The sequence below is a fragment of the Sorangium sp. So ce131 genome (genome assembly GCF_051519095.1).
Classification (GTDB): domain Bacteria; phylum Myxococcota_A; class Polyangia; order Polyangiales; family Polyangiaceae; genus Sorangium.
This window is the reverse complement of the sequence record NZ_CP150455.1, coordinates 3,693,946-3,716,259: the sequence shown is the minus strand read 5'-3', so window position 1 is coordinate 3,716,259 and position 22,314 is coordinate 3,693,946. Positions and strand designations below refer to the sequence as shown.

Here is a 22,314-nt window from a genome sequence, read left to right as displayed (position 1 = left end):
GCGGCGGACGAAGCGGAGGCGAGACGGAGCGGAGGGCCGAATGAAGAAGCTCATCAACGCGCCGGACGATCTGGTCGGCGAATCGCTCGAGGGCATGGCGCTGGCGCACGCCGATCTCCTCCGGGTGAACACCGCGCCGCCCTTCGTCGCTCGCGCGCAGGCGAAGGGCCGGGGCAAGGTCGCCCTCGTCTCGGGCGGCGGCAGCGGGCACGAGCCGATGCACGGCGGCTTCGTCGGGCGCGGCATGCTCGACGCCGCCTGCCCCGGCGCCGTGTTCACGAGCCCGACGCCGGATCAGATCGCCGAGGCGACGCGGGCGGTCGACGGCGGCGCCGGCGTGCTCCACATCATCAAGAACTACACCGGCGATGTGATGAACTTCGAGATGGCCGCCGAGCTGGCGCGCGAGGCGGGCATCGCGGTCGAGGGCGTGGTCGTGAACGACGATGTGGCGGTCGAGGACAGCCTCTACACGGCCGGGCGGCGCGGCGTGGGGACGACCGTGCTCGCCGAGAAGATCTGCGGCGGCGCCGCGGAGGCGGGGCGGCCGCTCGACGAGGTCGCGGCGCTGTGCCGGCGCGTCAACGCGGCGGGCCGCAGCATGGGGATCGCGCTCTCGGCCTGCGCGGTGCCGCACGTCGGCAAGCCCTCGTTCGAGCTCGGCCCCGACGAGATGGAGGTCGGCATCGGCATCCACGGCGAGCCCGGCCGGCGGCGCGAGAGGCTCGAGCCCGCCGATCGCGTGGCCGAGCTCCTGATGCAGCCGATCCTCGACGACCTGCCGTTCAAGCCGGGCGACGACGTGCTCCTGTTCGTGAACGGCATGGGCGGGACGCCGCTCATCGAGCTCTACGTCGTCTACCGCAAGGCGCACGCGATCGCGCGCGAGCGCGGCCTCAACGTCGCGCGCAGCCTCGTCGGCCCGTACATCACGTCGCTGGAGATGGCCGGCGTGTCCGTGACGCTCCTCCGGCTCGACGGGGAGATGATCCGCTGGTGGGACGCGCCGGTGCACACGCCGGCGCTCCGCTGGGGAGCCTGAGCCATGCAGACCTTGAACGGCGACCAGATCGCGGCGTGGCTCGAGCGCGCGGCCGAGGTGATCGAGCGGGAGAAGATGTTCCTGACCGAGCTCGACGCCGCGATCGGCGACAGCGATCACGGGATCAACATGGCCCGCGGGTTCACCGCGGTGCGCGACCGGCTCGGCGGCCTCGATCGCGGCGACGTCGGCGCGCTCCTCAAGGGCGTCGGGATGATCTTGCTGTCGACCGTCGGCGGGGCGAGCGGACCGCTCTACGGCACGCTGTTCCGCGAGGCCGGCCAGAAGGCGGCCGGCGCCGCGGCGCTCGACCTCGCGGCGCTCGCGGCCTGCCTCGAGGCGGGCCTCGAGGGCATCCAGCGGCGCGGCAAGGCGGCGCCCGGCGACAAGACCATGGTCGACGCGCTCGGCCCGGCGGTCGACGCGCTCAAGGCCGCGCTCCGCGCGCCGGCGGCCGCGGGCGAGGGCGGGGGCGGCCCGCTCGCGGGCGCGCTCGAGCGCGCCGCGGACGCCGCGCGGACCGGGGCCGAGGCGACCGCGCCGCTCGTCGCCCGCAAGGGCCGCGCGAGCTACCTCGGCGAGCGCAGCGCTGGGCACCAGGACCCCGGCGCCACGTCGTGCTGGCTCTTGCTGCGGAGCCTGGCCGCGACGGCAGCGGTATGAGCGCGGCGGCGAGCCGCGTGGGGCTCGTGCTGGTCGCGCACAGCCGCGCGCTCGCCGAGGCGACCGAGGCGCTGGTGCGCCAGATGACCGGCGACACGATCGCCATCGCCTGCGCGGCGGGCGCGGGCGAGGGCGGCGCCGAGCTCGGGACCGACGCGGTCGCCGTGGCCGCGGCGATCGAGCGCGTCTGCGGGCCGGCCGGCGCCGTCGTGCTGATGGACCTGAACGGCGCGATCCTCAGCGCCGGGGTGGCGCTCGAGCTCGTCGATCCGGCGCTGCGGTCGCGGACGCGCCTCACCGGTGCGCCGATCGTGGAGGGCGCGGTGCTCGCCGCGGTCCGGGCGGCGTCGGGCGGCACGCTCGACGAGGTCGCGGACGACGCGCGGCAGGCGCTCGCGAGCAAGGCCGCGCAGCTCGACGAGGCCGAGCGCCCCGCCGTCGTGGCGGCCGCCGCGGCGGCCGCGCCGACCGCCGCGGCGGCGACCGCGGCGCTCGCGGCGGCGGCCGCCGACCTCGCGATCGCGGCGGCGGCCGCCGACGTGGCGATCGCCGCGGCCGCCGCCGACGCGGCGATCGCGGCGGCCGCCGCCGACGCGCCGATCGCGGCGGCGACGGCCGACGCGCCGATCGCCGATCCGGCCGGCCTGCACGCCCGCCCGGCGGCGCACCTCGTGGTGCGCGCGGCGGGCTTCGACGCGACGGTCACCCTCGAGAACGTGACCGCCGGCCGCGGCCCGGTGCCGGCCTCGAGCCTGATCGCGCTCGCCTCGCTCGGGGCGCGCCGGGGCGACGTGCTGCGCCTGCGCGCGGTCGGGCGGCAGGCGCCCGAGGCGGTCGCGGCGCTCGCCGAGCTCCTCGCGCGCGCGGCGCCGGGGGCCGCGCCCGAGGAGCCCGCGGTCGCCTCGGATCGCGCGATCCCGGTCGCGCCGGGCGTCGCGATCGGCCCGCTGGTGCGGCTCGTGCGCGCGCTCCCGCCGATCCCCGAGACCACGGTCGACGACCCGGAGGCCGAGGCGGAGCGGCTGCGGCGGGCGCTCGCGCTCGCGGCGGAGGAGCTCTCCAGCGCGCTCTCGGGCAGCGACATCCTCGACGCCGAGACGGCGCTGCTCTGCGACCCGGCCCTCGTCGACCGGGCGCTCGAGCACATCGCGCGGGACCGGTGCAACGCCGCCTGGGCCTTCCGCCGGGCGGTCGACGCCGCCGCCGCGGTCTACCGGCAGCTCGACGACCCGTACCTGCGGGCGCGCGAGGCGGACCTCCGCGACGTGGGCGACGCGATGACGCGCGCGCTGCTCGGCGGGGCCGCGGCGGCGCTGCCGGACGGGCCGCCGGCGGTCGTCGTGGTGGACGACCTCACGGCGACGGAGGCCGCGCGGCTCGACGCGCAGCGCGTGCTCGGCGTGATCGACCGGCGCGGCGGCCCCACCTCGCACGCGGCGATCCTGCTGCGCGGCGCCGGCATCCCCTCGGTCGCCGGGGCCGCGGGCCTCGTGCCGGAGGCGGGCGGCGCGCGCGCCGGCCTCGACGGCGCGACCGGCGAGGTCTGGATCGATCCCGATCCCGCGACGGCGCGCGAGATCGAGCGGCGGCAGGAGGCCTACCGCGCGTCGCGGCGGCCCCCGGGCGCCCGCGACGGCCGCGTGCGCCTCGCCTGCGGCCGGAGGATCGAGCTCTGGGCGAACGTGGCGGGGCCCGCGGACGCGCGCGCCGCGCGCGACGCCGGCGCCGTCGGGATCGGGCTCCTGCGCACGGAGATGCTGTTCCTGGGCCGCGTGGACGCGCCCGGCGAGGGCGAGCAGGCGGCGCTCCTGGCGGAGATCTTCGACACCTTCGCCGGCGCGCCGATCGTGGTCCGCACGCTCGACGCGGGCGGCGACAAGTCGCTTCCGTACCTCGCGCTCGAGGCCGAGGCGAACCCCAGCCTGGGCGTCCGCGGCGTCCGGCTCTCGCTGGAGCGCCCGGCCCTGCTCGAGGCGCAGCTCCGCGCGATCCTGGTGGCCGGGCGCGGCCACGACGTGCGCGTCATGGTCCCGATGGTCTCGACGGTCGCCGAGGTGAGCGCGGTGCGCGCCGCGCTCGAGCGCGCGCACGAGGCGCTCCAGGCGGCCGGCAAGCCGCACCTCTGGCCCGCGCCGGCGGGCATCATGGTCGAGGTGCCGTCGGCGGCGCTCCTGGCCGAGCGCCTCGCGCGGCACGCCGATTTCTTCAGCATCGGGACGAACGATCTGACGCAGCACACGCTGGCGGCCGAGCGCGGTCACCCGCGGCTGCACGCGCTCGCCGATCCGGCGCACCCCGCGGTGCTGCGGCTGGTGCGCGCGGTGGTCGAGGCGGGGCACGCGGCGGGCCGCCCGGTCGCGGTGTGCGGCGAGGCCGCGGGTGATCCCGACGTCGCGCCGCTCCTGGTCGGCCTCGGGGTCACCCGGCTCAGCATGTGCGCCTCGTCGTTCGACGCGGTGGAGGACGCGCTCGCCTCGACCTCGTTCGCGGCGCTCGCGGCCGCCGCCGAGGCGGCGCTCGCGGCGGACGACGCCGCGGCCGCCCGGGCCGCCAGCGCGGCGGCCCGGGCGCTGGGCTGACGGCAGAGGTCCGCGCAGGCCGGCGGGCTACAGCGACCCTGCGGGCGGCGCGCCCTCGTGGGCGGAGCGCGCGGTGGCGTCCTGCTCCGGCGACGGCGCGCCGGTCGGGTGGCCGAGCACACACGCGCTGCCGTCGGGAAGCAGCGTCGTCGCGTCGCACTCGGCGTGCTCCCAGCCGCGCGCCCGCGCGGCGTCCGTGCTGGAGAGGTCGGCGCCCCGGAGGTTCGCGGCGCTCAGGTCGGCCCCCTCGAGCACGGCCTCCATGAGCGCGGCGCCCGACAGGTCCGCGCCCGCGAGGCTCGTGTTCCGGAAGCTCGTCCCGGTGAGGTTGGCGCCGGAGAGATCGAGCGCCGACAGATCCTGCCCGTCGAGCTGGCGGTGGCCTTGCCGCACGAGCTGCCGCACGGCCTCGGACCGCGCGCTCGGGTCGCCCGACGCGAGCGTGGCGCGCATCCGGAAGACCACGAGCCGAGACGGCTCGACGCTGTGGGCGAGGATCCCGACGACGGCGGCGAGCCCGAGGCGGGCGCCGAGGGCGCGCGCGGCGCCGCGCTCGGCGTTGAAGGGCGGCAGCGCGAAGGTCAGGAGGGCGGCGCCGAGCGCGCCGCCGGCGTGCGCCGCCCAGAGCAGCCCGGCGCCCGGGACCGGCGTGAGCGCGATCGCCAGCGCGAGCGCGATCAGGAGCGCCCCGCCGGCGAGCGCGACGTACCGCTCGACGTGCCGGGGCACGAGCGGCGCCTGCTGTGGCGCGCCCACGGCGACGGCCGCGCGAGCCGGAGCCGGCGCACCGTGGCGTCGGCCAGGCGGCGGCTCGACGCGGTCCTCGGGCTCCGCGGGGCGGCGCGGCGCCGCCCCGAGCCGCTGCGACGACGGCCCCGACCCCATCCGCTGCGACTCCGGCGCTGCCCCGAGCCGCTGCGACTCCGGCGCTGCCCCGAGCCGCTGCGACTCCGGCGCTGCCCCGAGCCGCTGCGACGACGGTCCCGACCCCATCCGCTGCGACTCCGGTGCTGCCCCGAGCCGCTGCGACGACGGTCCCGACCCCATCCGCTGCGACTCCGGCGCTGCCCCGAGCCGCTGCGAGGCTGGCCCCGACCCCATGCGCTGCGACTCCGGCGCCCCCGGCCGGCGGCTCCACTCCGCGCTCTCGGGCACGGCGCCGGCGCTCACGAGCGCGTCTCGCAGCGGGGGGGGAAACGAGGCGATGTCGTCGAACGACGCGCCGGCGCTCGCGAGCGCCAGGATGACTTCCTCGTCGAAGCCGGAGCGCGTGCAGGCCGACGCGTCGACGTGCGCGCCCGACATCGAGCTCGCCGCGCTGATCGAGCGCGGGAGCTTCGCCCCGCGCAGATCGGCGGCCGTGAACAGCGCCCCGCCGAGCAGCGCCCCGGAGAGATCGGCCCAGCGCAGGTCCGCGCCGGTGAGGTCGGCGCCGGCGAGCGACGCCGCGTCGAGCCGCGCCCCCCCGAGGTTCGCGCCCGCGAGCCTGGCCCCGTCGAGCCGCGCGCCGGCGAGGTTCGCGCCCTGGAGGTCGGCGCCGAGCAGGTGCGCGGCCTCGAGGTCCGCGCCGGGGAGCTCGATCGCGGTGCTTTCACCGCCGCGCCGCGAGGCGAGGGCGCCGAACAGCCTGTTGAGCGCAGCGGTATCCATGGCGCCTCGCTACTCGTCCGGATCCTGCGCGCCGATCTTCGTCGCGAACACCGTCTGGCCGTTTTTCACGTAGCCCTCCAGCGCGAACCACGCGTCCCGCCCGTCCCCGTCGAGGTCGCCGCGCGCGTAGGCGGCCCACCGGTGTTCCAGCGGCACATCCGACGGGAAGCGGCCGGCGACCGGGATCGGCGAACCGTTCACCCGATACCGATACTGATAATACTGCGGCTGGGTGACCCGGAATCCAAGGCACCTCCAGCCCTCGGTCGTGTTCCCGGTGTTGTAGTCCACACCCTCGGTCGGGCTCGGCTGGTAGCGAGTCCCTCGAACAGGCCAGAACGCATCGGGTACGGTGGTCGAGCTGGCGCAGAGCACCTGCCCTCCCTGGTTGCGCTCCTGGAAGCGGTCGACCGACATCACGACAGCCCTCGAGATGCCGCCGATGGTCTGCTTGGCCTCGGCGGACCTGGCGAACACGACGTATTTCCGCACACCGTAGATGGCCATGGCGGCCAGGACCGCCACGATGCTTGCGGCGATCATCACCTCGACGAGGGAGAACCCTCGTTGGCGCCGCCCCCGAGATGCCCAATCGACGAGAGTTCGCAAATTCCTTACCACGGTACATTCATAACCTGACCATCCGTCAATAAACAATCGGAAACCTGGCGTCGCGCCCTCGCGCGCGTCGTTTGGTCGGGGGGTGTGGGGGACGTCGGGTCGTGGCCTGCGGGAGGCGCACGTGGGGAGCGGGGAGCCGCGGAGGTGCGCCGCTGGGCACGGGCGCGCGAGAAGGCCGCGCGCTGGGCTCGGGCGCGCGGGAAACGCGCGGGAAGGCCGCGCTCAGGCGCGCGGGCCGGCCGTCTTGGGCGGCGGATCGCCGGCGAGGAACGCCTCCAGCGCGTCGGCGATGCGCTCGCCGGTCTTGCCGTCCCACCCTTCGGGCACGGTGCCGCGCTTGCCTTTGCCGTCGAGGATGGCGTCGACCTCGCGCGCGATGAGCGCGGCGTCGAGCCCGACCACGGTGTTGGTCCCCTCCGTGACGGTGACGGGCCGCTCGGTGCCCTGGCGCATGGTGAGGCACGGGATCCCGAGCGCGGTGGTCTCTTCCTGGATGCCGCCGGAGTCGGTGGCGACGAGCAGCGCATTGCCCATGACGGTCACGAAGTCGTCGTACCCGAGCGGCTCCATGATCCTGAGCCCCTTCGTCCCCTTGAGCCGCGCCGAGAGCCCGAACGACTCGGCGCGCGCGACCGTGCGCGGGTGGACGGGGAACACGGTCGGCAGGCGCTCTGCGATGGCGGTGAGCGCGTCGAGCGTCGCGGAGAGCCGCTCGGCGCTGTCGACGTTGGCGGGCCGGTGGAGCGTGGCGATCGCGTACTTCTTCGGCTCGAGGTTGAAGCGCGAGAGCGCGTCGGTCTGCCGCTTGAGGGCGTAGTGGACCGAGTCGATCATGACGTTGCCGACGAACCGGACGCGCTCCGGGGGGATGCCCTCGGCGAGCAGGTTGGGGTGGGCGTCGCGAGAGGGCGTGAGCAGGAGGTCCGAGAGCTGGTCGGTGAGCACGCGGTTGATCTCCTCCGGCATGGTCCAGTCGCGCGAGCGCAGCCCGGCCTCGACGTGGACGACGGGGATGCCGAGCTTCGAGGCCGCGAGCGCGCCGGCGAGGGTGCTCGTGACGTCCCCGACGACGACAACCACCTTGGGCCGGTGCTCGATGAGGTCGGCCTCCGCGCCGACGAGGACGGCGGCCGTCTGCTGGGCGTGGGACCCGCCGCCCGCCTTCAGCGTGTGATCGGGCGTGGGCAGCCCGAGGTCCCGGAAGAAGACGTCGCTCATCGTCGGGTCGAAGTGCTGTCCTGTATGCAGGAGCCGCATCGGCAGGCCGCGCGCCTTGAGGGCGCGGCAGATGGGGGCGAGCTTCATGAAGTTCGGGCGCGTCGCGGCGACGAGGTAGATCATGGGATTGCGGAGCATGCCGGGTTCCGCGGCGCGCTACCAGCGCGTTGTGTCGCGATCGCCGCGCGCCCTCGCGCATGGCGCCATGAAGTGCGGACAGAGCCGTCTGCGCCGACAAGCCGCCGACAAGCCAGCTCGGAGCGACACGCTCCCTCTGGCGAGCACGACATCCAACATCGCGCGATCCAGAGGAGGTCTCGCGAACTTGCCACGAGAACGTCAGGCCGCCGGAGGGACTTGCCACGAGAACGTCAGGCCGCCGGAGGGACTTGCCACGACGACGTCAGGCCGCTGGAGGGGCGGGTGGTCGCGCGGCGCAGCGAAGGCCGATGTCTGAGCCTTTTTTGCCGTATCTCCTCCGGCTCCGCGGGGGGAGACACGGCTCAGGCGAGTTCGGCCTTCGCTGCGCCGCGCGACCACCCGCCCCCTCCGGCGGCCGGCCCCCCGGCACTCCCGCCCCCGCCCCCGCGCGCCCCGCGATTTACTCGCGCCCCCCCGTCCTGTACACGCCCCCCCGTGCATCTGACCGTGCTCCTCCACGGCGACCCGAGGGCCCCCCAGCAGGCTCGCCTCGGCGCCGCCCTCGCGTCCCGGGGCCACCGCGTCATCCTCTGCGACGCCCCCGGCGTCGCCGCCGCGATCCGCCGCGAACACGGCCAGCGCTGCGAGGAGCTCACGCTGCTCTCCTCGGTCGCCGCCATCCCGCAGCCCCTCCGCCGCCTCTGGGCGAGGCGGCGCGCCCGCGAGCTCGGCGTCGACGTCGTGCACCTCAACTTCCTGCGCCCGTGGCACGACCTCTGGTCGACGATGCGCGGCGGCCCCCCCATCCTCGCGACCGCGTGGGGCACCGACATCAACGACGACGTCTTCCAGAAGACGCGCAGGACGGCCCGCCGGCTCGATCACGTGCTGTCCCGCGCCTCCGCCGTCTCGGCCGACAGCGTGCCGCTGCTCTCGCGGGCGAAGGCGCGCATGGGCGCGCGCGCCGCCTCCGTCCCGTCCCGGATCGTGCTCTGGGGCGTGGACCTCGAGACCTTCGACCGGCAGAGATCGCTCGAGGGCGCCGCGCGCTTCCGCCGCGCGCTCGGGATCGAGCCCGGCCAGCGCGTCCTCCTCAGCCCGCGGCAGACCAAGCCCCATTACCACCCCGACCGCATCCTCCGCGCCTTCGCCGCGAGCCGGTGGGCCAAGGAGGGCGTCCTCGTGATCAAGATCCACGGCCGGCCCGAGGAGATCCCGTGCAAGGAGGCGCTGCGCGCGCTCGCCGGCGAGCTCGGCGTCGGCGCCTCGGTGAGGTTCGCCGACCCGTGCCCCTACGGCGAGCTCCGCGGCCTCTACGCCATGGCGGACGCCGCGGTCTCGCTGCTCGAGGCCGACGGCGTCCCGTCGACGTTCTGCGAGCTCGCCGCGCTCGGCGTGCCGATCGTCGCGAGCGACCTGCCGGCCTACGAGGGCGTGCTCCAGCACGACGAGCGCGCGCTGCTCGTGCCGCCCCGCGATCACGGCGCGCTCGTCGCGGCGCTCGACCGCCTGATCGACGAGCCCGACCTCGCGCCGCGCCTCGCCGAGCGCGGGCGCGCCTGGGCGGTCGAGCACGCCGACTGGCAGCGCTGCGTCGACCAGTTCGAAGCGCTCTACCGCGCCGCCATGGCGTGCTCCATCGCGCTCTCGCGGGGGTAGGCGCGTGGCGAGGCCGCTCATCACGGTCGGCATCACCTGCTACGCCGAGGGCGACTGGCTCCTCGAGTGCTGGGAGAGCCTGCTCGCCCAGACCGACGACCGCTGGGAGGCCGTGCTCGTCATGGACGGGACCGAGCACCGCCGCACCCAGGAGGTCTTCGCGTCGATCGAGCACCCGCGGCTCCTGAAGGCCCGCATGCCCGTGAACATGGGCCCCTACCCGACGCGCAACCGCGCCTTCGAGCTGACCGAGACGCCCTACCACTTCTACCTCGACGGCGACGACAAGCTCCCCCCCGACGCGATCGCGAAGGCGAACCGCGCCCTCGAGCGGCACCCGGGCGTCGGCCTCGTCTACGGCGATTACGAGCTCTTCGGAAAGCAGCGCCGGTTCTGGCGTTACCCCGCCGCCGTCGCGCCGGACGACTTCGTGTCGAGGCAGGCCCTGCCGGCCGGCTGCGTCTACGAGAAGGCGCTCTGGGAGCGGCTCGGCGGGTTCGCAACGGAGCTCGCGCGCGGCAACGGCGACTACGATTTTCACATCGGGCTCGCCGAGCTCGGGGTGCGCGGCGTGCACTGCGGCGGCGTCGCCGTCCTCTACCGGACCGGCCACCCGACCAAGGTCTCGAGCAGCTACGCGCGGCGCTACCACGAGACGCACGAGATCATCGTCGCGCGCCACCCCCGCTTCTTCGCGGATCCCCGGCGCCGGTCGCTGTTCCTGGCCCACGGCGAGAAGCGCTCGGCGGAGGCGAACTACGCGGCGGGCGACGTGGCCCTCGCCGCGGAGCTCGCGCGGTCGGCCATGCGGCGGGGGCTCTCGCGCGACCGGACGCTCTGGAAGATCGTCGCGGCCGCGCGCCTGCCCGGGCCGGCGCGCGCCGCGCTCCGCCGGCTCGGGTTCTGACGGCGGCTGAGGCGCCGCCGCGGGGCCAGGCGCCGCCGCGGGGCCAGGCGCCGCCGCGGGGTCAGGCGCCGCCGCGCGACGCCATCACCCCCGCCACGCCCCCGACCCCGGGCGCCGCGGCCTGGCGCTCCCCCTCGCCCGAGCGCCGCGACCGGCGCAGCCGCCACCACCGCTCGACGCTCATCACCGGCAGGATCGACATCGCCACCAGCGTCGACTTGATCCACGCGTCGAGCGAGAGCGGCGCCGAGCCGAACAGCGTGTGCATGAACGGCGCGTAGACGAAGCAGAGCTGCAGCGCGAGCAGCCCGCCGATCCCCACGTAGATCCACGGGTTCGAGAAGAGCCCGATCGCCAGGATCGAGTCGCGCAGCGAGCGGCAGTTGAGCACGTAGAAGATCTGGAACAGCACGACCGTCGTGACCGCCGCCGTCTGCGCCTCGCGGTACGCGAAGTCCGACACGACGCCGCCGCGCACCTCGGTGGAGTACTCGTACAGGAACACCGCGATCGCCCCCGCCGTCATGAGCACCGCGACGATCGCCGTGCGCACGAGGACGAACCGGCTCAGGATCGGCTCGCGCGGATCGCGCGGCGGGCGGCCCATCACGTCCTTCTCCATCGCCTCGAACGCGAGCGGCAGCGACAGCGCCACCGTCGCCACCAGGTTCACCCAGAGGATCTGGACGGCGGTGATCGGCATGAGCGGCACGCCCCCGGCGATCGGGAAGACCATCACCGCCACGAGCAGGATCAGCGCCTCGCCCAGGTTCGTCGGCAGCACGAACGCCAGCGCCTTCACCAGGTTGTCGTAGACGCGGCGCCCCTCCTCCACCGCCGCCCGGATGCTCGCGAAGTTGTCGTCGGTCAGCACGACGTCGGCGGACTCCTTCGACACCGCCGTCCCCGTGATCCCCATCGCCACGCCGATGTCGGCCTGCTTCAGCGCCGGCGCGTCGTTCACGCCGTCGCCCGTCATCGCGACGACCTTCCCCTCCGCCTGCAGCGCCCTCACGAGGCGCAGCTTGTGCTCCGGCGCCACGCGCGCGAACACGTGTGTCCCCGCCGCGGCCCCGCGCAGCTCCTCGTCCGAGAGCCGCGACAGCTCCGTGCCGTTCATCGCCCGCGCGCCGCCCTGCACCAGCCCGAGCTGCTCGCCGATCGCCCGCGCCGTCGCCAGGTGATCGCCGGTGATCATCTTCACCGTGATCCCCGCCTCGTGGCACGCCTTGATCGCGTCGATCGCCTCCGGCCGCGGCGGGTCGATCATCCCCTCGAGCCCGAGCAGCGCGAAGCCCTCCGTGAGGTGCGCCTCGTCGAGCGAGGCAGCGCCGGCGACGTCGGAGAACGGGCGCGACGCCACCGCGAGCACCCGCATGCCCTGCGCCGCCATGCGCTCCACCTGCGCCATCACCTCGGCCCGCTCCGCCTCGCCGATCGACGCCGCGCCGAGCACCGCCTCGGGCGCGCCCTTCATGAAGATCACCCGCTCGCCGCCGGGCGCCTCGTGCAGCGTGGCCATCATCTGCCGCTCCGACGAGAACGGCACGGCGTCGACGCGCGGGTACGCCCGGCGTGTCTCCTCCACGTCCACCCCGAGCTTCTGCGCCGCGACGACGAGCGCCCCCTCCGTGGGATCGCCCTCGATGCCGCGCGCGTCGCCCTCGCGCGTCATGCGCGCGTCGTTGCAGAGCAGCCCGGCGCGGAGCAGCGCGCGCGCCGCCTCGGGCAGCTCGCCCACCGCCGCGCCGTCTCGCCGGAGCTCGCCCTCGGGCGCGTAGCCGACGCCGGTCACCTCGAGCACCGCGCCCGCGGCGCCCCCGGAATCACGCGTTGAGGGCGTCGCGGGCGTCGCGGGGGTCCACAACGCGCGCACCGTCATCTCGTTCCGCGTGAGCGTCCCCGTCTTGTCCGAGCAGATGACCGCGGTGCTGCCCAGCGTCTCGACCGCCGGCAGCTTCCGGATCACCGCGCGGCGCCGCGCCATGCGCTGCACGCCGATCGCGAGCGAGATCGTGATGATCGCGGGCAGCCCCTCGGGGATCGCGGCGACCGCGAGCGAGATCCCCGCGAGCATCGCGTCCACCGGCGGGTAGCCCCGGAGCAGCGCGATCCCGACGATGAGCAGCGCGACCGCCACGATCGCGATCGTGAGCACGCGGCCCACCTTGGCCATCGAGCGCGTGAGCGGCGTCTCGATCTCGGTCGCCTCGTGGAGCATCGACGAGATCCGCCCGAGCTCGGTCGCGCCGCCGGTCGCCACGACCACGGCCGTGGCGGTGCCGCGCGTCACGAGCGTCCCCCCGAAGAGGAGGTTCTTCCGGTCGCCGACCCCGGCGTCCTCGGCGACCGGCTGGGTGTGTTTGTCGGACGGGACGGACTCCCCGGTGAGCGCCGATTCGTCCACGGCGAGGTTCTTCACCGACAGGAGCCGCGCGTCGGCGGGGACCTTGTCGCCCGCCTCGAGCACCACCACGTCCCCGGGCACGACGTCGGCCGCCGGGATCGCGCTCCTCGCGCCGCCGCGCACGACCGTCGCCGACTGGGGCACCATGCCCGAGAGCGCCTCGATCGCCCTGCTCGCGCGGAGCTCCTGCACGAACCCGATCGCGGTGTTGAGCACCACGACCGCGAGCACGACCGCGCCGTCGATCGCCTCTCCCATCGCCACCGCGAGGGCCGCCGACGCGAGCAGCACGTAGATGAGCGGGTCGTTGATCTGGCGGAAGAGCAGCTTCAGCGCGCTGTCGCCCTTCGCGCGCTGGATGACGTTGGGCCCGACCTCCTGGAGCCGGCGGGCAGCTTCCTCCTGCGACAGGCCGGCCTCGACGCTCTTCACGTTGGCGAGCGCGTCGCTGGCGGACAGGCTGTGCCACGCCGTTGGGGCCGATGCGGGGAGCACACGTTGGGACATTGAGGTTCTCCTGCAGCGGTCTGTGCGCTGTGCGCGCTGCGCTCACCGGCCTTGCCCCACCGTCGAAACATCGCTGGACACGCCGGTAGACCGCGCGATCCAGCACATGGCATCCAGCATGCCAGCGCCGGGCCGCGCGAACCGGCCCATCCGGCGCGCTGCATCGATGACCGATCGACGCCGCGCGCCGGTCCGCAGGCCCTTTTCACCCCGATGGGGTCTTTTGCCCCACCCGTGGCAACGGCGTTACCCCCGCACGTAGGCGAAGGTGCCGTCGATGTTGAACAGCCGGGTTGCCTGGACGAGCTCGGCCACGGTCACCCCGAAGCGCGGCAGCAGCCGCTCCGCGACGCCGCGGCGCAGGAGGTCCCTGCGGCGATAATGCACCTTGCGGGGGGCGAAGTACCCCTCGAGCTCCGCGAAGGTGAGGCGCTGGTACGCCGCGGTGCCGGGCACGGGCCGCCGCGAGACGACGTCGTAGAAGAAGAAGATGCCGCCCGGCCGGAGCAGGCCGAGCGCCTTCTCCATGAGGCGCCGCTTCAGCTCCGGGTTCGTCACCGACGACAGCACGGCGAACATCATCACCATCTCGAACGGACCGCCGACGTCGGACGCCAGGAAATCGCCCGCGACGAAGCGGATGTTGGCGAAGCGCGAGCGCGCGACCTCGATGCGGTCCGCGACGAGATCGACGCCGGTGAGGCGCGCCGGGTCGGCGCCGAGCTCGACGAGCCAGGCCAGGTTGGAGCCCGACCCGCAGCCCACGTCGAGCACCGACATCTCGCGCAGCGCCTCGGGCGTGCGCACGCCGCACGCGATGAGCGCCTCGCGCAGGCGGCGCTGCCGCTGCCGCGCGCAGAGGTAGGGGTGGCCGTTGAGCAGGCTGGCCCAGGGGCTCGTGGGCAGGAAGCGCTCCGTGTAATAGCGGCTGATCGCCGCCATCTCCTGCTGGAATCCGTCGCCTTCCGCCATTCGTCCACCTCCGCGGGGCGCGCGAGCCCCGCCGCCGGCGCGGCGCCGGGGCCTCGCGGACCCCGCGGAGCACACGGCGCGACCCCTGCCTACACCGAACCGCCGCGGGACGCAGCACCTCCCGCGGCGCGCGCGCCGCCCCGACGCGCCGGATCCGCGGCCGCCGCGCCCGCCGCCGGCCGCCGCCGGCCGCCGCCGGTCCACCGCGCGGCGGAGGCCGCATTCGCCTGCGCATGTGCTACCGAGCCGCCATGCGAGACGAGCAGCCCACGCCGGCCGACCCGGACGCGCCGCCGCGGGCGCCGGAGACCGCGGAGGGGGCGCCCGACGCCGAGGAGCAGGGCACGTCGCTCGCGGACCGGATCGGGATGATCGTGGGCGGGCAGGTCGTCAGCACGCTCATCCTGCTCGTGCAGGGCATCGTGGTGGTGCGCCTCCTCGGCAAGACGGAGTACGGCGTGCTTGCGTTCGTGACGATGCTGTTCACGACGGGCCGCGACCTCGCGCAGCTCTACCTCCCGGAGTCGTTCCTCTACTTCACGCCCAAGCTGAGCCGCCCCGAGCTCAGGGGTCTGGTGCGGCAGAGCCTGCTCCTCCTGCTCGGCCTCGGCGCCCTCTCCGCGCTCGCCTTCTCCGCCTTCGCCCTCGTCCCCAGCGTCTTCCTCGACGGCCGCGAGGGCATCACCGCGCCCCTCCTGCTCATCGGCCTGATGAGCATGTTCGCCTTCCCGGCGAGCCTCTTCAGCCCGCTCTTCATCGCCACGAACAACCACCGCAAGTCCGCGGGTGTCGCGCTGCTCGTCACCGTCTCGAACGCCGCCGGCGCGATCGTCCCCGCCGCGCTCGGGTGCTCCATCGTGGTGATCGTGGCCGCGCAGTGCGCGGCGCAGGCCCTCCGGCTCTGGCTCTCCTACCGGCTCTACGCGCGGCTGTTCCAGGGCGTCCCCGTCGCCGCGTTCCCCGGCGGCGTCAGGGCGCAGCTCCGGTACGCGCTCCCGCTCTCGGCGACGCGCTTCGCCGGCCTCTTCAACCAGAAGCTCGACAAGTTCGTCATCGGCCTGTTCTTCAGCGCGGGCCTCTACGCCGAGTTCGCCGTCGGCTCGCAGGAGCTGCCGCTCGTCAGCGTGCTCGCCTACGCCGTCGCGTCGACGATGCTCCCCGACCTCGTCGCCTGCGTCGAGAAGGGACGGACGCCCGCGGAGGGCGCGCGGGCGGCGATCGCCCTGTGGCACTCGGGGATCCGCAAGACCACGCTGATCATGCTCCCGATCGCGGCGTTCCTCCTCCTCTTCGCCGAGCCGCTCATGCGCACGATCTACGGCGACGCCTACGCCGGCGCGGCCGTCCCGTTCCGCATTTACTCGGCGCTGCTGCCGCTGCGCGTGACGGCGTACGGCATCATGCTGATGGCGTTCGGGCAAACGTCGGTCATCCTGCGCATCCAGGTCCTGGCCATGGTGGTGAACACCGCAGCGAACCTGCTGCTCCTGCCCACGCTCGGGATGATCGGCGCGCCGCTCTCGGCCGTGCTGACGCAGGTCGTCGTGGTCGTCCTGCTCGTGGCCCGCATCGCGCGCTTCTCCGGCGTCGGCCTGCGCGGCGTCTTCCCGTGGGCCTACTACGGGCGCGTCGCGGCCACCGCGCTCGCCGCCGCGGCGCCGCTCGTCGCGCTCCTCCTCTCCGGCGCCGTCGATCGTCGCCCGGCGCTGTGCCTCACGGTCGGCATCCCTCTCTACGCGGCGCTCTACCTCATCACGGCGTGGCTCACCGGCGTGCTCGCCCCCGAGGACCGGGCGTTCGTCGCGCGCTGGCTCCGCCTCGAGCCGCTGCGCAGCCGCCACGGATGATGCGAGCGCGCCTCTCGTGGTCCCCGCCTTCGGGTGGATTTCGCGTCGACCGCTGTTCTACGCTTACCCGCCGGGCTCGTCGGCGGCTTTGGCGATGGAGACGACTATGAGCGAAGACCAGGAAGCAGGCTTCCTCCTCCAGGTCACCTCGGGCCCCCTGGCTGGACAGACCGCGCGCATCCCGGCCGATCGTCCGCTGCTCGTCGGCCGCGCGCCGGAGTCGGATCTCTCGGTCGCGAGCGACGGGGAGCTCTCGGCCCTGCACTTCTCGGTGGAGCAGCTCGACGGCGGCTACCTGCTGCGCGATCTCGGCAGCCGCAACGGCACGCAGGTGAACCGCGAGCGCGCCCGCACGACGCCGCTCCACGAGGGCGACGAGATCCGCGCCGGGGCCACCGTGTTCTCGGTGGTGCGCGGCGCGCGCCGCGCGTCGAGCCGCCCGTCGAGCTTCGCCTGCGCGCCGACCAAGCCCGCGCCGCCCTCGCGCCGCTCGCGCAGGACCGCGCCCGCGGCGTCCGGCGCGCCGTTCGCCGCGTCGGCGCGGCAGCGGCTCCAGCAGGAGCGCTCGCCGCTCTTCGCGGTGCTCGACGCCGCGCGCGACCCCCGCATCCGGCTGCTCCTCGGCGAGGCGGGCGAGCAGAGCGCCTCGCTCTACACCGGCATCCAGGGCGAGATCCTCGCGGACGTCGGCCCCACGCTCGTGCACCTCCCGCACGGCTCCCGGCTGCTCGACGCGCTGATCGACTGCGGCTGGGGCGACAGCTGGGGCGTCTTCCTGACGAGCAACCGCCCGTTCGTCGACGTGCGGAAGCACCTCCGCCGGTTCTTGCTGGTCGAGAGCGGGACCGGCAAGCAGCAGTACTTCCGCTTCTACGATCCGCGCGTGCTCCGCAGGTTCCTCCCCACGTGCGAGCCGCGCAAGGTGGAGGCGCTGTTCGAGGAGATCGAGGCCTTCGCGATGGAGGCCGAGGATCCGGGCAAGCTCCTGCGCTTCACGGCCCACGGCGGCAAGGCCGTCCGCGAGGAGTCGCCGCTCGAGCGCGCGGACTGAAGCGAGTCAGGGTCCACGCCGCGCGGCCGTGGCGCCGCGCGGCCGCCGGATCGCCGTGGCGCCGCGCGGCCGCCGGATCAGCGCTGCGGCGAGCCCGCCGCCCCGCCCGGCTCCTGCGGGGGCAGGTCCCAGGCGAGCGTGCGCAGGAGCTCCGCCACGCTGAAGGCCTGCGCGAAGCAGCCGCCCGGGTGGTGCGGCGGCTCCCCGGACGCGACCTCGGGCACGTGGCCGAGCGCGATCTCGTTCGCCGCCGCGGAGGCCACGAGCCGGTGGAGCAGCGGGACGACGTGCTCGCCGAGCGTCGAGTAGCGCCGGGCCGCGCGCGCGTAGAAGCCGAGCAAGAACGGCCAGACCGTGCCCTGGTGGTACGCGGCGTCGCGCGCGTCGGGCGCGCCGTGGTAGCGCGGCACGTACGCCGGATCGGCCGGCGAGAGCGTGCGCAGGCCGGCGGGGGTCACGAGCTCCAGGCGGGCCCGCTCGAGCAGCGTCGACGCCTGCTCCGGCGTGAAGCAGCCGGGATCCACGGCGAGGGCGATCACCGCGTTCGGGCGGATCGACGCGTCGCGGAACGCCCCCGCCCCCTCGGCCTGCTCCGAGATCACGTCGTACGGGTAGCTCGTCTCCTCGCACCAGAAGCGCGCGGCGAAGGCCCGGCGCGCCGCGCTCGCGGCCGCCTCCGCGCGCCGCGCGAGCAGGTCCTCGCCGATGGCCCGCGCGAGGCGCGCGAGCGTCTCCGAGCCCTTCGCCCACAGCGCCGTGAGCTCGACCGGGCACCCGGCGCGCGGGGTGACCGCGCGGCCCCCGACGCGCGCGTCCATCCACGTGAGCCCGTCGATCCCGCCCTCGCCCGGGCGCCCCGCGGCGAAGAGGCCGTCGGCCGTGATGTGGATCCCGTTCCGGGTCCCGCGCGAGGCCGCCTCGAAGGCGTCGCGGAGCGCGCCGAGGAGCTCGCCCGTGACGAACGGGTGCGTGTCGCCGAGCTCGTCGGCGAGCAGGCGCGCCGCCTCGAACAGCCACAGGGTGGCGTCCGCGGTGTGGAACTCGGCGGGCTCGCCCGCGTCGGGCAGCCGGTTCGGCACGAGGCCGTCCTGCATCGCCTCGATCATCGCGCGGACGACGCGGATCGCCGCCTCGGTCTTGCGCGGCACGAGGTAGAGGCCCGGCAGCGCGATGAGCGCGTCGCGCCCCCACACCTCGAACCACGGGTAGCCCGCGATGACGCCCGGCCGCGCGGCCGCGTCGGCGCGGAACGTCTCCGCCGCGATGCACAGCCGCCGCTCCAGGAGCGGCCGCCGCGGCCCCGGATCCTCGGCGCGGATCGCGGCGGCCGCCGCGGCGAGCAGCACCTCCGGCTCCTCGTCGGGCAGCGCGCCCACGGCCACGAGCAGGTGCACCGGCTCGTCGCTGATCACCGTCTCGAACAGGCCGGGCGTCCAGAGATCCTCGTTGAAGTCGAGCCCGCGGTCGCGCTCGCCCAGGTACTCGAAGCGGCGCCACCAGTCCTGCGAGCCCACAAAAGTACCCTGATAGCGGAAGCAGATCCGCGGCAGGTTGCGGTTCGGCTGCACGCGGACCTCGCCGGCCGAGGGGCGCTCCCGCCCCGAGCCGGGCTCGCCGCGGGGCGCGCCGGCGCGCAGCTCGACCTTCTGGGAGATGCCGCCGTTCTCGCGGAGCAGGTGGTGCATGTGGCGGGCGGCGAGCAGCGGCCGCAGCGTGAGCATCACCGGATCGGGCCCGCGAAAGGCGTAGCGCAGCACCGCGGCGTTCTCGCCGCGCACGAGGCCGAGCGTCACCTCCAGCTGGCCGACGGGCACGGTGTACGTCCAGCGGGGGAGCGGATCCTGGTCGAAGCGCTCGAGGTAGAAGGGGCCCACCTCCGGATCGATGCTCGGGAACTGGTGCTTGGCGAGGTCCCACCGCGGCCAGGATCGCCGCTCGGCGGGCCCGCCCTGCCCGATCGCGCGGAGGCTGATGTCGACGTGCGAGAGCATGACGTGCCGGCGCCGCGGCGGGTCGAGGGCGGCGACGAGCAGGCCGTGGTAGCGGCGGGTGTGCATGCACGCGAGCGTCGAGCTCGCGTAGGCGCCGGCCCCGTTCGTGTGCAGCCACTCCTGCCGCGCGATCGCGAGCTGGCCGCGCACCTCGACGTGCGGCCAGGGCGAGGGGTGCTCCGGCGCGGCGCCCTGGGGGCGCGTCGGCGCGGGCGCGGGCGCGATGTCGCCGTGGGGCGAGCCGTTCCTCCGGGATCCGTCAGAGCTCATCGATTGCCGGTGGCCTTCCTCAGCGAGTCCTCGGCGGCTGCGCGCATCACGTCGACCGGGGCCGGGAGGCCGGTCCAGAGGGAGAACGACTGCGCGGCCTGCCCGACCAGCATGCCGAGCCCATCGGAGGCGCGGAGCCCTCGCTCGCGCGCGATCCGCAGGAAGGGCGTCACCGGCGGGTTGTAGACGACGTCGTAGAGGCGCACGTCCGGGGACAGCGAGTCCCACGGGATGATGCTCGTGACCTCCTCGCCCGGCGGCCCGCCGAGCATCCCGGCGCTCGTCGCCTGGATGATCAGGTCGGCGGCGACCGCGAACTCGGTCCAGTTGAGCCGCAGCGCGACCGAGGACTTGCTGCTGACCGCGCGGTCGGACGGGATCGGCCAGGGCATGGTGAGCGCGCCGAGCTCGGACGCGCGCTCGCCCGCGGGCGACTCGAGCATCGCCTCGGTGCTCGTCCACGACCGGGTGGTGACGCTGATGAGGTGGTAGCCGAGCATCCTGCACGCGGCGATCGCCGCGAACGCCGCGCCGCCCGCCCCGATGATCACCGCGCGCTGCCGCGGGGGGCCCGCGCTGTGCGGCCCGGCCGCGTCGTCCCCGCGGGGCGCGCCGGACCGGAGGAGCAGGTCGAGCTCGTCGCGGAGCGCGAGCACGTCGGTGTTGTGCGCGGTCACGCGCCGCGGCTCCGCCGCGCAGAGGACGTTGGCGACGCCGACCTCCGCCGCGGTCGCGTCCACCTCGTCCACGAGCGGCATGACGGCGCGCTTGTGCGGGATCGTGACGTTCGCGCCCGCGATGAGGCCGCTGCGGATGTCGCCGACGAAGCGCGCCAGCTCCGAGCCGGTGGGCACGTCGAACGCGCTGTAGATGTGGGGCAGGTGGTGCGCCCGAAACGCGGCCGAGTGCATCGCCGGCGAGACCGAGTGGCCCACCGGGTGCCCGACCAGACCGAACATTCGCCGCTCAGCGTTCGACATGGTGCCTTTCCTCCGGGCCGGCCTCCGCTCCGCCCTGCCCCGCCGGGACCTGCCCGGCGGCGCCCGCGAGTCCGAACGTCGGGGCGCGCTCCTCCGCCGCGAAGCCGAGCCCGAGCTGCTCGCACCCGGCCGCGCCCGCCTGCGCACGGCGCCGCGGGGCGCGGCCCGACCCGGCCGCGCGCGGCCCGCCGGCCTGCCGCGCGGGCGGGCCGCTCGTCGACCCCGGCGCGGCCGGCGCGGCCGACGCGGCGGGCGCGGCCGGCGCGGCCATGGAAGGCGCGGCCGGCGCCGCCGGGCCGGGGTCGACGAGCGGCTCGCCCGGCGCCGCGGTGGCCACGACCCGCGCGAGCAGCGAGCCCTGGTGCACGCGGACCGCGATCGGATCCCCCGGCGCGACCTCGCGGTGGTCGCGGACGGCGCGCCCCGACGCGTCCGTCGCGATGGCGTAGCCGCGCGCGAGCACGCGGAGCGGCGACATCGCCTCGAGCCGCGCGACGTCGCGCGCGAACCCCTCGCGCAAGAGGGCCACGTGGCGGTGCGCGGCCGCGCCGAGGCGCACCGACAGCGGCCGGAGCGCCCCGCGGGCGCCGGCGATCACGGCGCGCGGGTGCCGCGCGGCGAGCCGGCGCTCGAGGCGCTGGAGCCCGCCGCGGTCCTCGGCGAGGATCCGCTCCATGCGGCGCCGGAGCCTCGCCACCGCGTCGTCGATCCGCTGCTGCGGCTCGGCCAGGATCTGCGCGGGCGAGCCGAGCCGCGCGCGCTGCCGGTCGACGTCGGCCCGCGCGGCCCGGAGCCGGTGGGCGATCGCCCGGCGCATGCGCGCCTCGAGGTGCTCGAGCGCCGCGCGGCGCGCGGCCGCGTCCGCGACGAGCATCTCCGCAGCCTGCGACGGCGTGGCCGCGCGCGCGTCGGCGGCGAGATCGGTCAGCGCGACGTCGATCTCGTGCCCGACCGCGCTCACGATCGGCACGCGCGCGGACGCGACCTTCCGGACGACGATCTCCTCGTTGAACGCGCTGAGGTCGTCGGCCGAGCCGCCGCCGCGCCCCACGATGATCACCTCGATGCCCGGGAACTCCTCGAGCAGCGCGATCGCGCGCACGATCCGCTGCCCCGCGCCGGCGCCCTGCACGGGCGTGCGCGCGAGGATCAGCCGGGCGGCGCCGCGGCGGAACGCGACGGTCACGATGTCGTGGATCGCCGCGCCGTCGCCGCTCGTCACGACGCCGATGATCTGCGGATCGACCGGCAGCCGGCGCTTGCGCTCGGGCGCGAAGAGCCCCTCCGCGGCGAGCTTCTCCTTGAGCCGGAAGAGCGCCTCGAGGAGCGCCCCGCGGCCGGCGAGGCGCGCGTCGTCCGCGCAGAACTGGAGCCGGCCGCGCGGCACGTACACCGTGGCGCGCCCCGTGAGCACGACGCGCGCGCCGTCCGCGAGCAGCTTGCGCGCGCGCGGCGCCGCGGTCCGGTACATCACGCAGTCGATGGCCGCCTCCTCGCGCTCGTCCTTGAGCGTGAAGTAGGCGTGGCCGCTGCCCACGACGCGCAGGCCCGAGATCTCCCCCTCGACGCGCACGTCCGCGGTCGACCCCTCGAGGATCCGCTTCAGGCGGCGGTCCAGCTCCGCGACCGAGACGACCTCGGGCTCGGCGCCCCGGGGGCGGCGCGGGGACGGCGGGCTCGTGAGCTCGCGCGGCTCGACGGCGGGGATGGCCGCGAACGAGAGCTCGGGCGGGAGATCGCGGCGCTGCACAGGGCACACGTACCCTTTTGCTCGGCCTGGGGGAATACTCTCTCGGGCCTGATCCCGCG

The 22,314-nt window shown here is 75.3% G+C and carries 15 protein-coding genes; 7 read left to right on the top strand and 8 right to left on the bottom strand.

Annotated features, from left to right (window positions below; all coding sequences use genetic code 11):
• The first annotated feature begins 40 nt into the window (after window positions 1–40).
• The 3 genes from dhaK to ptsP are packed head-to-tail and all read left to right on the top strand — an operon-like array spanning window position 41 to window position 4,284.
• Window positions 41–1,042, top strand: a complete 1,002-nt coding sequence (gene dhaK / locus WMF43_RS13765; protein ID WP_437680499.1) for a dihydroxyacetone kinase subunit DhaK — start codon at window positions 41–43, stop codon at window positions 1,040–1,042.
• A 3-nt stretch (window positions 1,043–1,045) separates the two neighbouring features.
• Entirely contained in the window at window positions 1,046–1,705 is a 660-nt protein-coding gene (gene dhaL / locus WMF43_RS13760) for a dihydroxyacetone kinase subunit DhaL (RefSeq protein ID WP_437680497.1), read from the top strand.
• Window positions 1,702–4,284: a phosphoenolpyruvate--protein phosphotransferase gene (ptsP, locus tag WMF43_RS13755; RefSeq protein ID WP_437680496.1), complete on the top strand. Its 2,583-nt coding sequence runs from the start codon at window positions 1,702–1,704 to the stop codon at window positions 4,282–4,284. The genes dhaL and ptsP overlap by 4 nt, the downstream gene beginning before the upstream one ends.
• Before the next feature lie 27 nt (window positions 4,285–4,311).
• Here the strand turns inward: ptsP and WMF43_RS13750 are convergent, their stop codons facing one another.
• The 3 genes from WMF43_RS13750 to wecB all read right to left on the bottom strand — a co-directional run bounded on the left by WMF43_RS13750 (window position 4,312) and on the right by wecB (window position 7,896).
• A complete protein-coding gene (locus WMF43_RS13750) occupies window positions 4,312–5,934 on the bottom strand; it encodes a pentapeptide repeat-containing protein (RefSeq protein WP_437680494.1) in 1,623 nt (540 codons plus the stop codon).
• A gap of 9 nt (window positions 5,935–5,943) precedes the next feature.
• Window positions 5,944–6,555 (bottom strand): pilin, encoded by a 612-nt coding sequence (locus WMF43_RS13745; RefSeq protein ID WP_437680492.1) that lies wholly within the window; start codon window positions 6,553–6,555, stop codon window positions 5,944–5,946.
• A gap of 222 nt (window positions 6,556–6,777) precedes the next feature.
• Complete coding sequence (gene wecB / locus WMF43_RS13740; protein ID WP_437684001.1) at window positions 6,778–7,896, bottom strand: non-hydrolyzing UDP-N-acetylglucosamine 2-epimerase; 1,119 nt, start codon at window positions 7,894–7,896, stop codon at window positions 6,778–6,780.
• Window positions 7,897–8,409: 513 nt separating this feature from the next.
• Between wecB and WMF43_RS13735 the strand changes: the two genes are divergently transcribed.
• Both WMF43_RS13735 and WMF43_RS13730 read left to right on the top strand, forming a co-directional pair.
• Window positions 8,410–9,573 (top strand): glycosyltransferase family 4 protein, encoded by a 1,164-nt coding sequence (locus WMF43_RS13735; RefSeq protein ID WP_437680491.1) that lies wholly within the window; start codon window positions 8,410–8,412, stop codon window positions 9,571–9,573.
• A 4-nt stretch (window positions 9,574–9,577) separates the two neighbouring features.
• Window positions 9,578–10,480, top strand: a complete 903-nt coding sequence (locus WMF43_RS13730) for a glycosyltransferase family A protein (RefSeq protein WP_437680489.1) — start codon at window positions 9,578–9,580, stop codon at window positions 10,478–10,480.
• A gap of 61 nt (window positions 10,481–10,541) precedes the next feature.
• On the opposite strand, the gene WMF43_RS13725 is transcribed toward WMF43_RS13730, so the two are convergent.
• Together WMF43_RS13725 and WMF43_RS13720 are read right to left on the bottom strand one after the other, a co-directional pair.
• Entirely contained in the window at window positions 10,542–13,394 is a 2,853-nt protein-coding gene (locus WMF43_RS13725; RefSeq protein WP_437680487.1) for a cation-translocating P-type ATPase, read from the bottom strand.
• Window positions 13,395–13,640: 246 nt separating this feature from the next.
• Window positions 13,641–14,366: a class I SAM-dependent methyltransferase gene (locus tag WMF43_RS13720; protein WP_437680485.1), complete on the bottom strand. Its 726-nt coding sequence runs from the start codon at window positions 14,364–14,366 to the stop codon at window positions 13,641–13,643.
• A 251-nt stretch (window positions 14,367–14,617) separates the two neighbouring features.
• On the opposite strand from WMF43_RS13720, the gene WMF43_RS13715 reads away from it, so the two are divergent.
• Together WMF43_RS13715 and WMF43_RS13710 are read left to right on the top strand one after the other, a co-directional pair.
• Window positions 14,618–16,213, top strand: coding sequence for an oligosaccharide flippase family protein (locus tag WMF43_RS13715; RefSeq protein ID WP_437680483.1), 1,596 nt, complete (start codon window positions 14,618–14,620; stop codon window positions 16,211–16,213).
• 106 nt (window positions 16,214–16,319) lie between these two features.
• Window positions 16,320–17,264 carry a DUF4123 domain-containing protein gene (locus WMF43_RS13710; RefSeq protein ID WP_437680481.1) on the top strand — a complete coding sequence of 315 codons (945 nt, stop codon included), beginning with the start codon at window positions 16,320–16,322 and terminating at the stop codon, window positions 17,262–17,264.
• 77 nt (window positions 17,265–17,341) lie between these two features.
• On the opposite strand, the gene WMF43_RS13705 is transcribed toward WMF43_RS13710, so the two are convergent.
• From WMF43_RS13705 to xseA, 3 genes are read right to left on the bottom strand one after another with little or no spacing between them, the layout of a single operon-like run.
• Complete coding sequence (locus tag WMF43_RS13705) at window positions 17,342–19,525, bottom strand: amylo-alpha-1,6-glucosidase (RefSeq protein WP_437680480.1); 2,184 nt, start codon at window positions 19,523–19,525, stop codon at window positions 17,342–17,344.
• On the bottom strand, window positions 19,522–20,505 hold the full coding sequence (locus WMF43_RS13700; RefSeq protein WP_437680478.1) for a shikimate dehydrogenase family protein: 984 nt from the start codon (window positions 20,503–20,505) through the stop codon (window positions 19,522–19,524). Before WMF43_RS13700 ends, WMF43_RS13705 begins: the two co-directional genes overlap by 4 nt.
• Complete coding sequence (gene xseA, locus WMF43_RS13695; protein WP_437680476.1) at window positions 20,492–22,255, bottom strand: exodeoxyribonuclease VII large subunit; 1,764 nt, start codon at window positions 22,253–22,255, stop codon at window positions 20,492–20,494. Before xseA ends, WMF43_RS13700 begins: the two co-directional genes overlap by 14 nt.
• Between the last annotated feature and the right edge of the window lie 59 nt (window positions 22,256–22,314).

Bases quoted from the DNA above. Each gene is read 5' to 3' on its own strand.
- dhaK (WP_437680499.1), top strand. From the start codon at position 41: ATGAAGAAGCTCATCAACGCGCCGGACGATCTGGTCGGCGAATCGCTC.
- dhaL (WP_437680497.1), top strand. From the start codon at position 1,046: ATGCAGACCTTGAACGGCGACCAGATCGCGGCGTGGCTCGAGCGCGCG.
- ptsP (WP_437680496.1), top strand. From the start codon at position 1,702: ATGAGCGCGGCGGCGAGCCGCGTGGGGCTCGTGCTGGTCGCGCACAGC.
- WMF43_RS13750 (WP_437680494.1), bottom strand. From the start codon at position 5,934: ATGGATACCGCTGCGCTCAACAGGCTGTTCGGCGCCCTCGCCTCGCGG.
- wecB (WP_437684001.1), bottom strand. From the start codon at position 7,896: ATGATCTACCTCGTCGCCGCGACGCGCCCGAACTTCATGAAGCTCGCC.
- WMF43_RS13725 (WP_437680487.1), bottom strand. From the start codon at position 13,394: ATGTCCCAACGTGTGCTCCCCGCATCGGCCCCAACGGCGTGGCACAGC.
- WMF43_RS13720 (WP_437680485.1), bottom strand. From the start codon at position 14,366: ATGGCGGAAGGCGACGGATTCCAGCAGGAGATGGCGGCGATCAGCCGC.
- WMF43_RS13715 (WP_437680483.1), top strand. From the start codon at position 14,618: ATGCGAGACGAGCAGCCCACGCCGGCCGACCCGGACGCGCCGCCGCGG.
- WMF43_RS13710 (WP_437680481.1), top strand. From the start codon at position 16,320: ATGAGCGAAGACCAGGAAGCAGGCTTCCTCCTCCAGGTCACCTCGGGC.
- WMF43_RS13705 (WP_437680480.1), bottom strand. From the start codon at position 19,525: ATGAGCTCTGACGGATCCCGGAGGAACGGCTCGCCCCACGGCGACATC.
- WMF43_RS13700 (WP_437680478.1), bottom strand. From the start codon at position 20,505: ATGTCGAACGCTGAGCGGCGAATGTTCGGTCTGGTCGGGCACCCGGTG.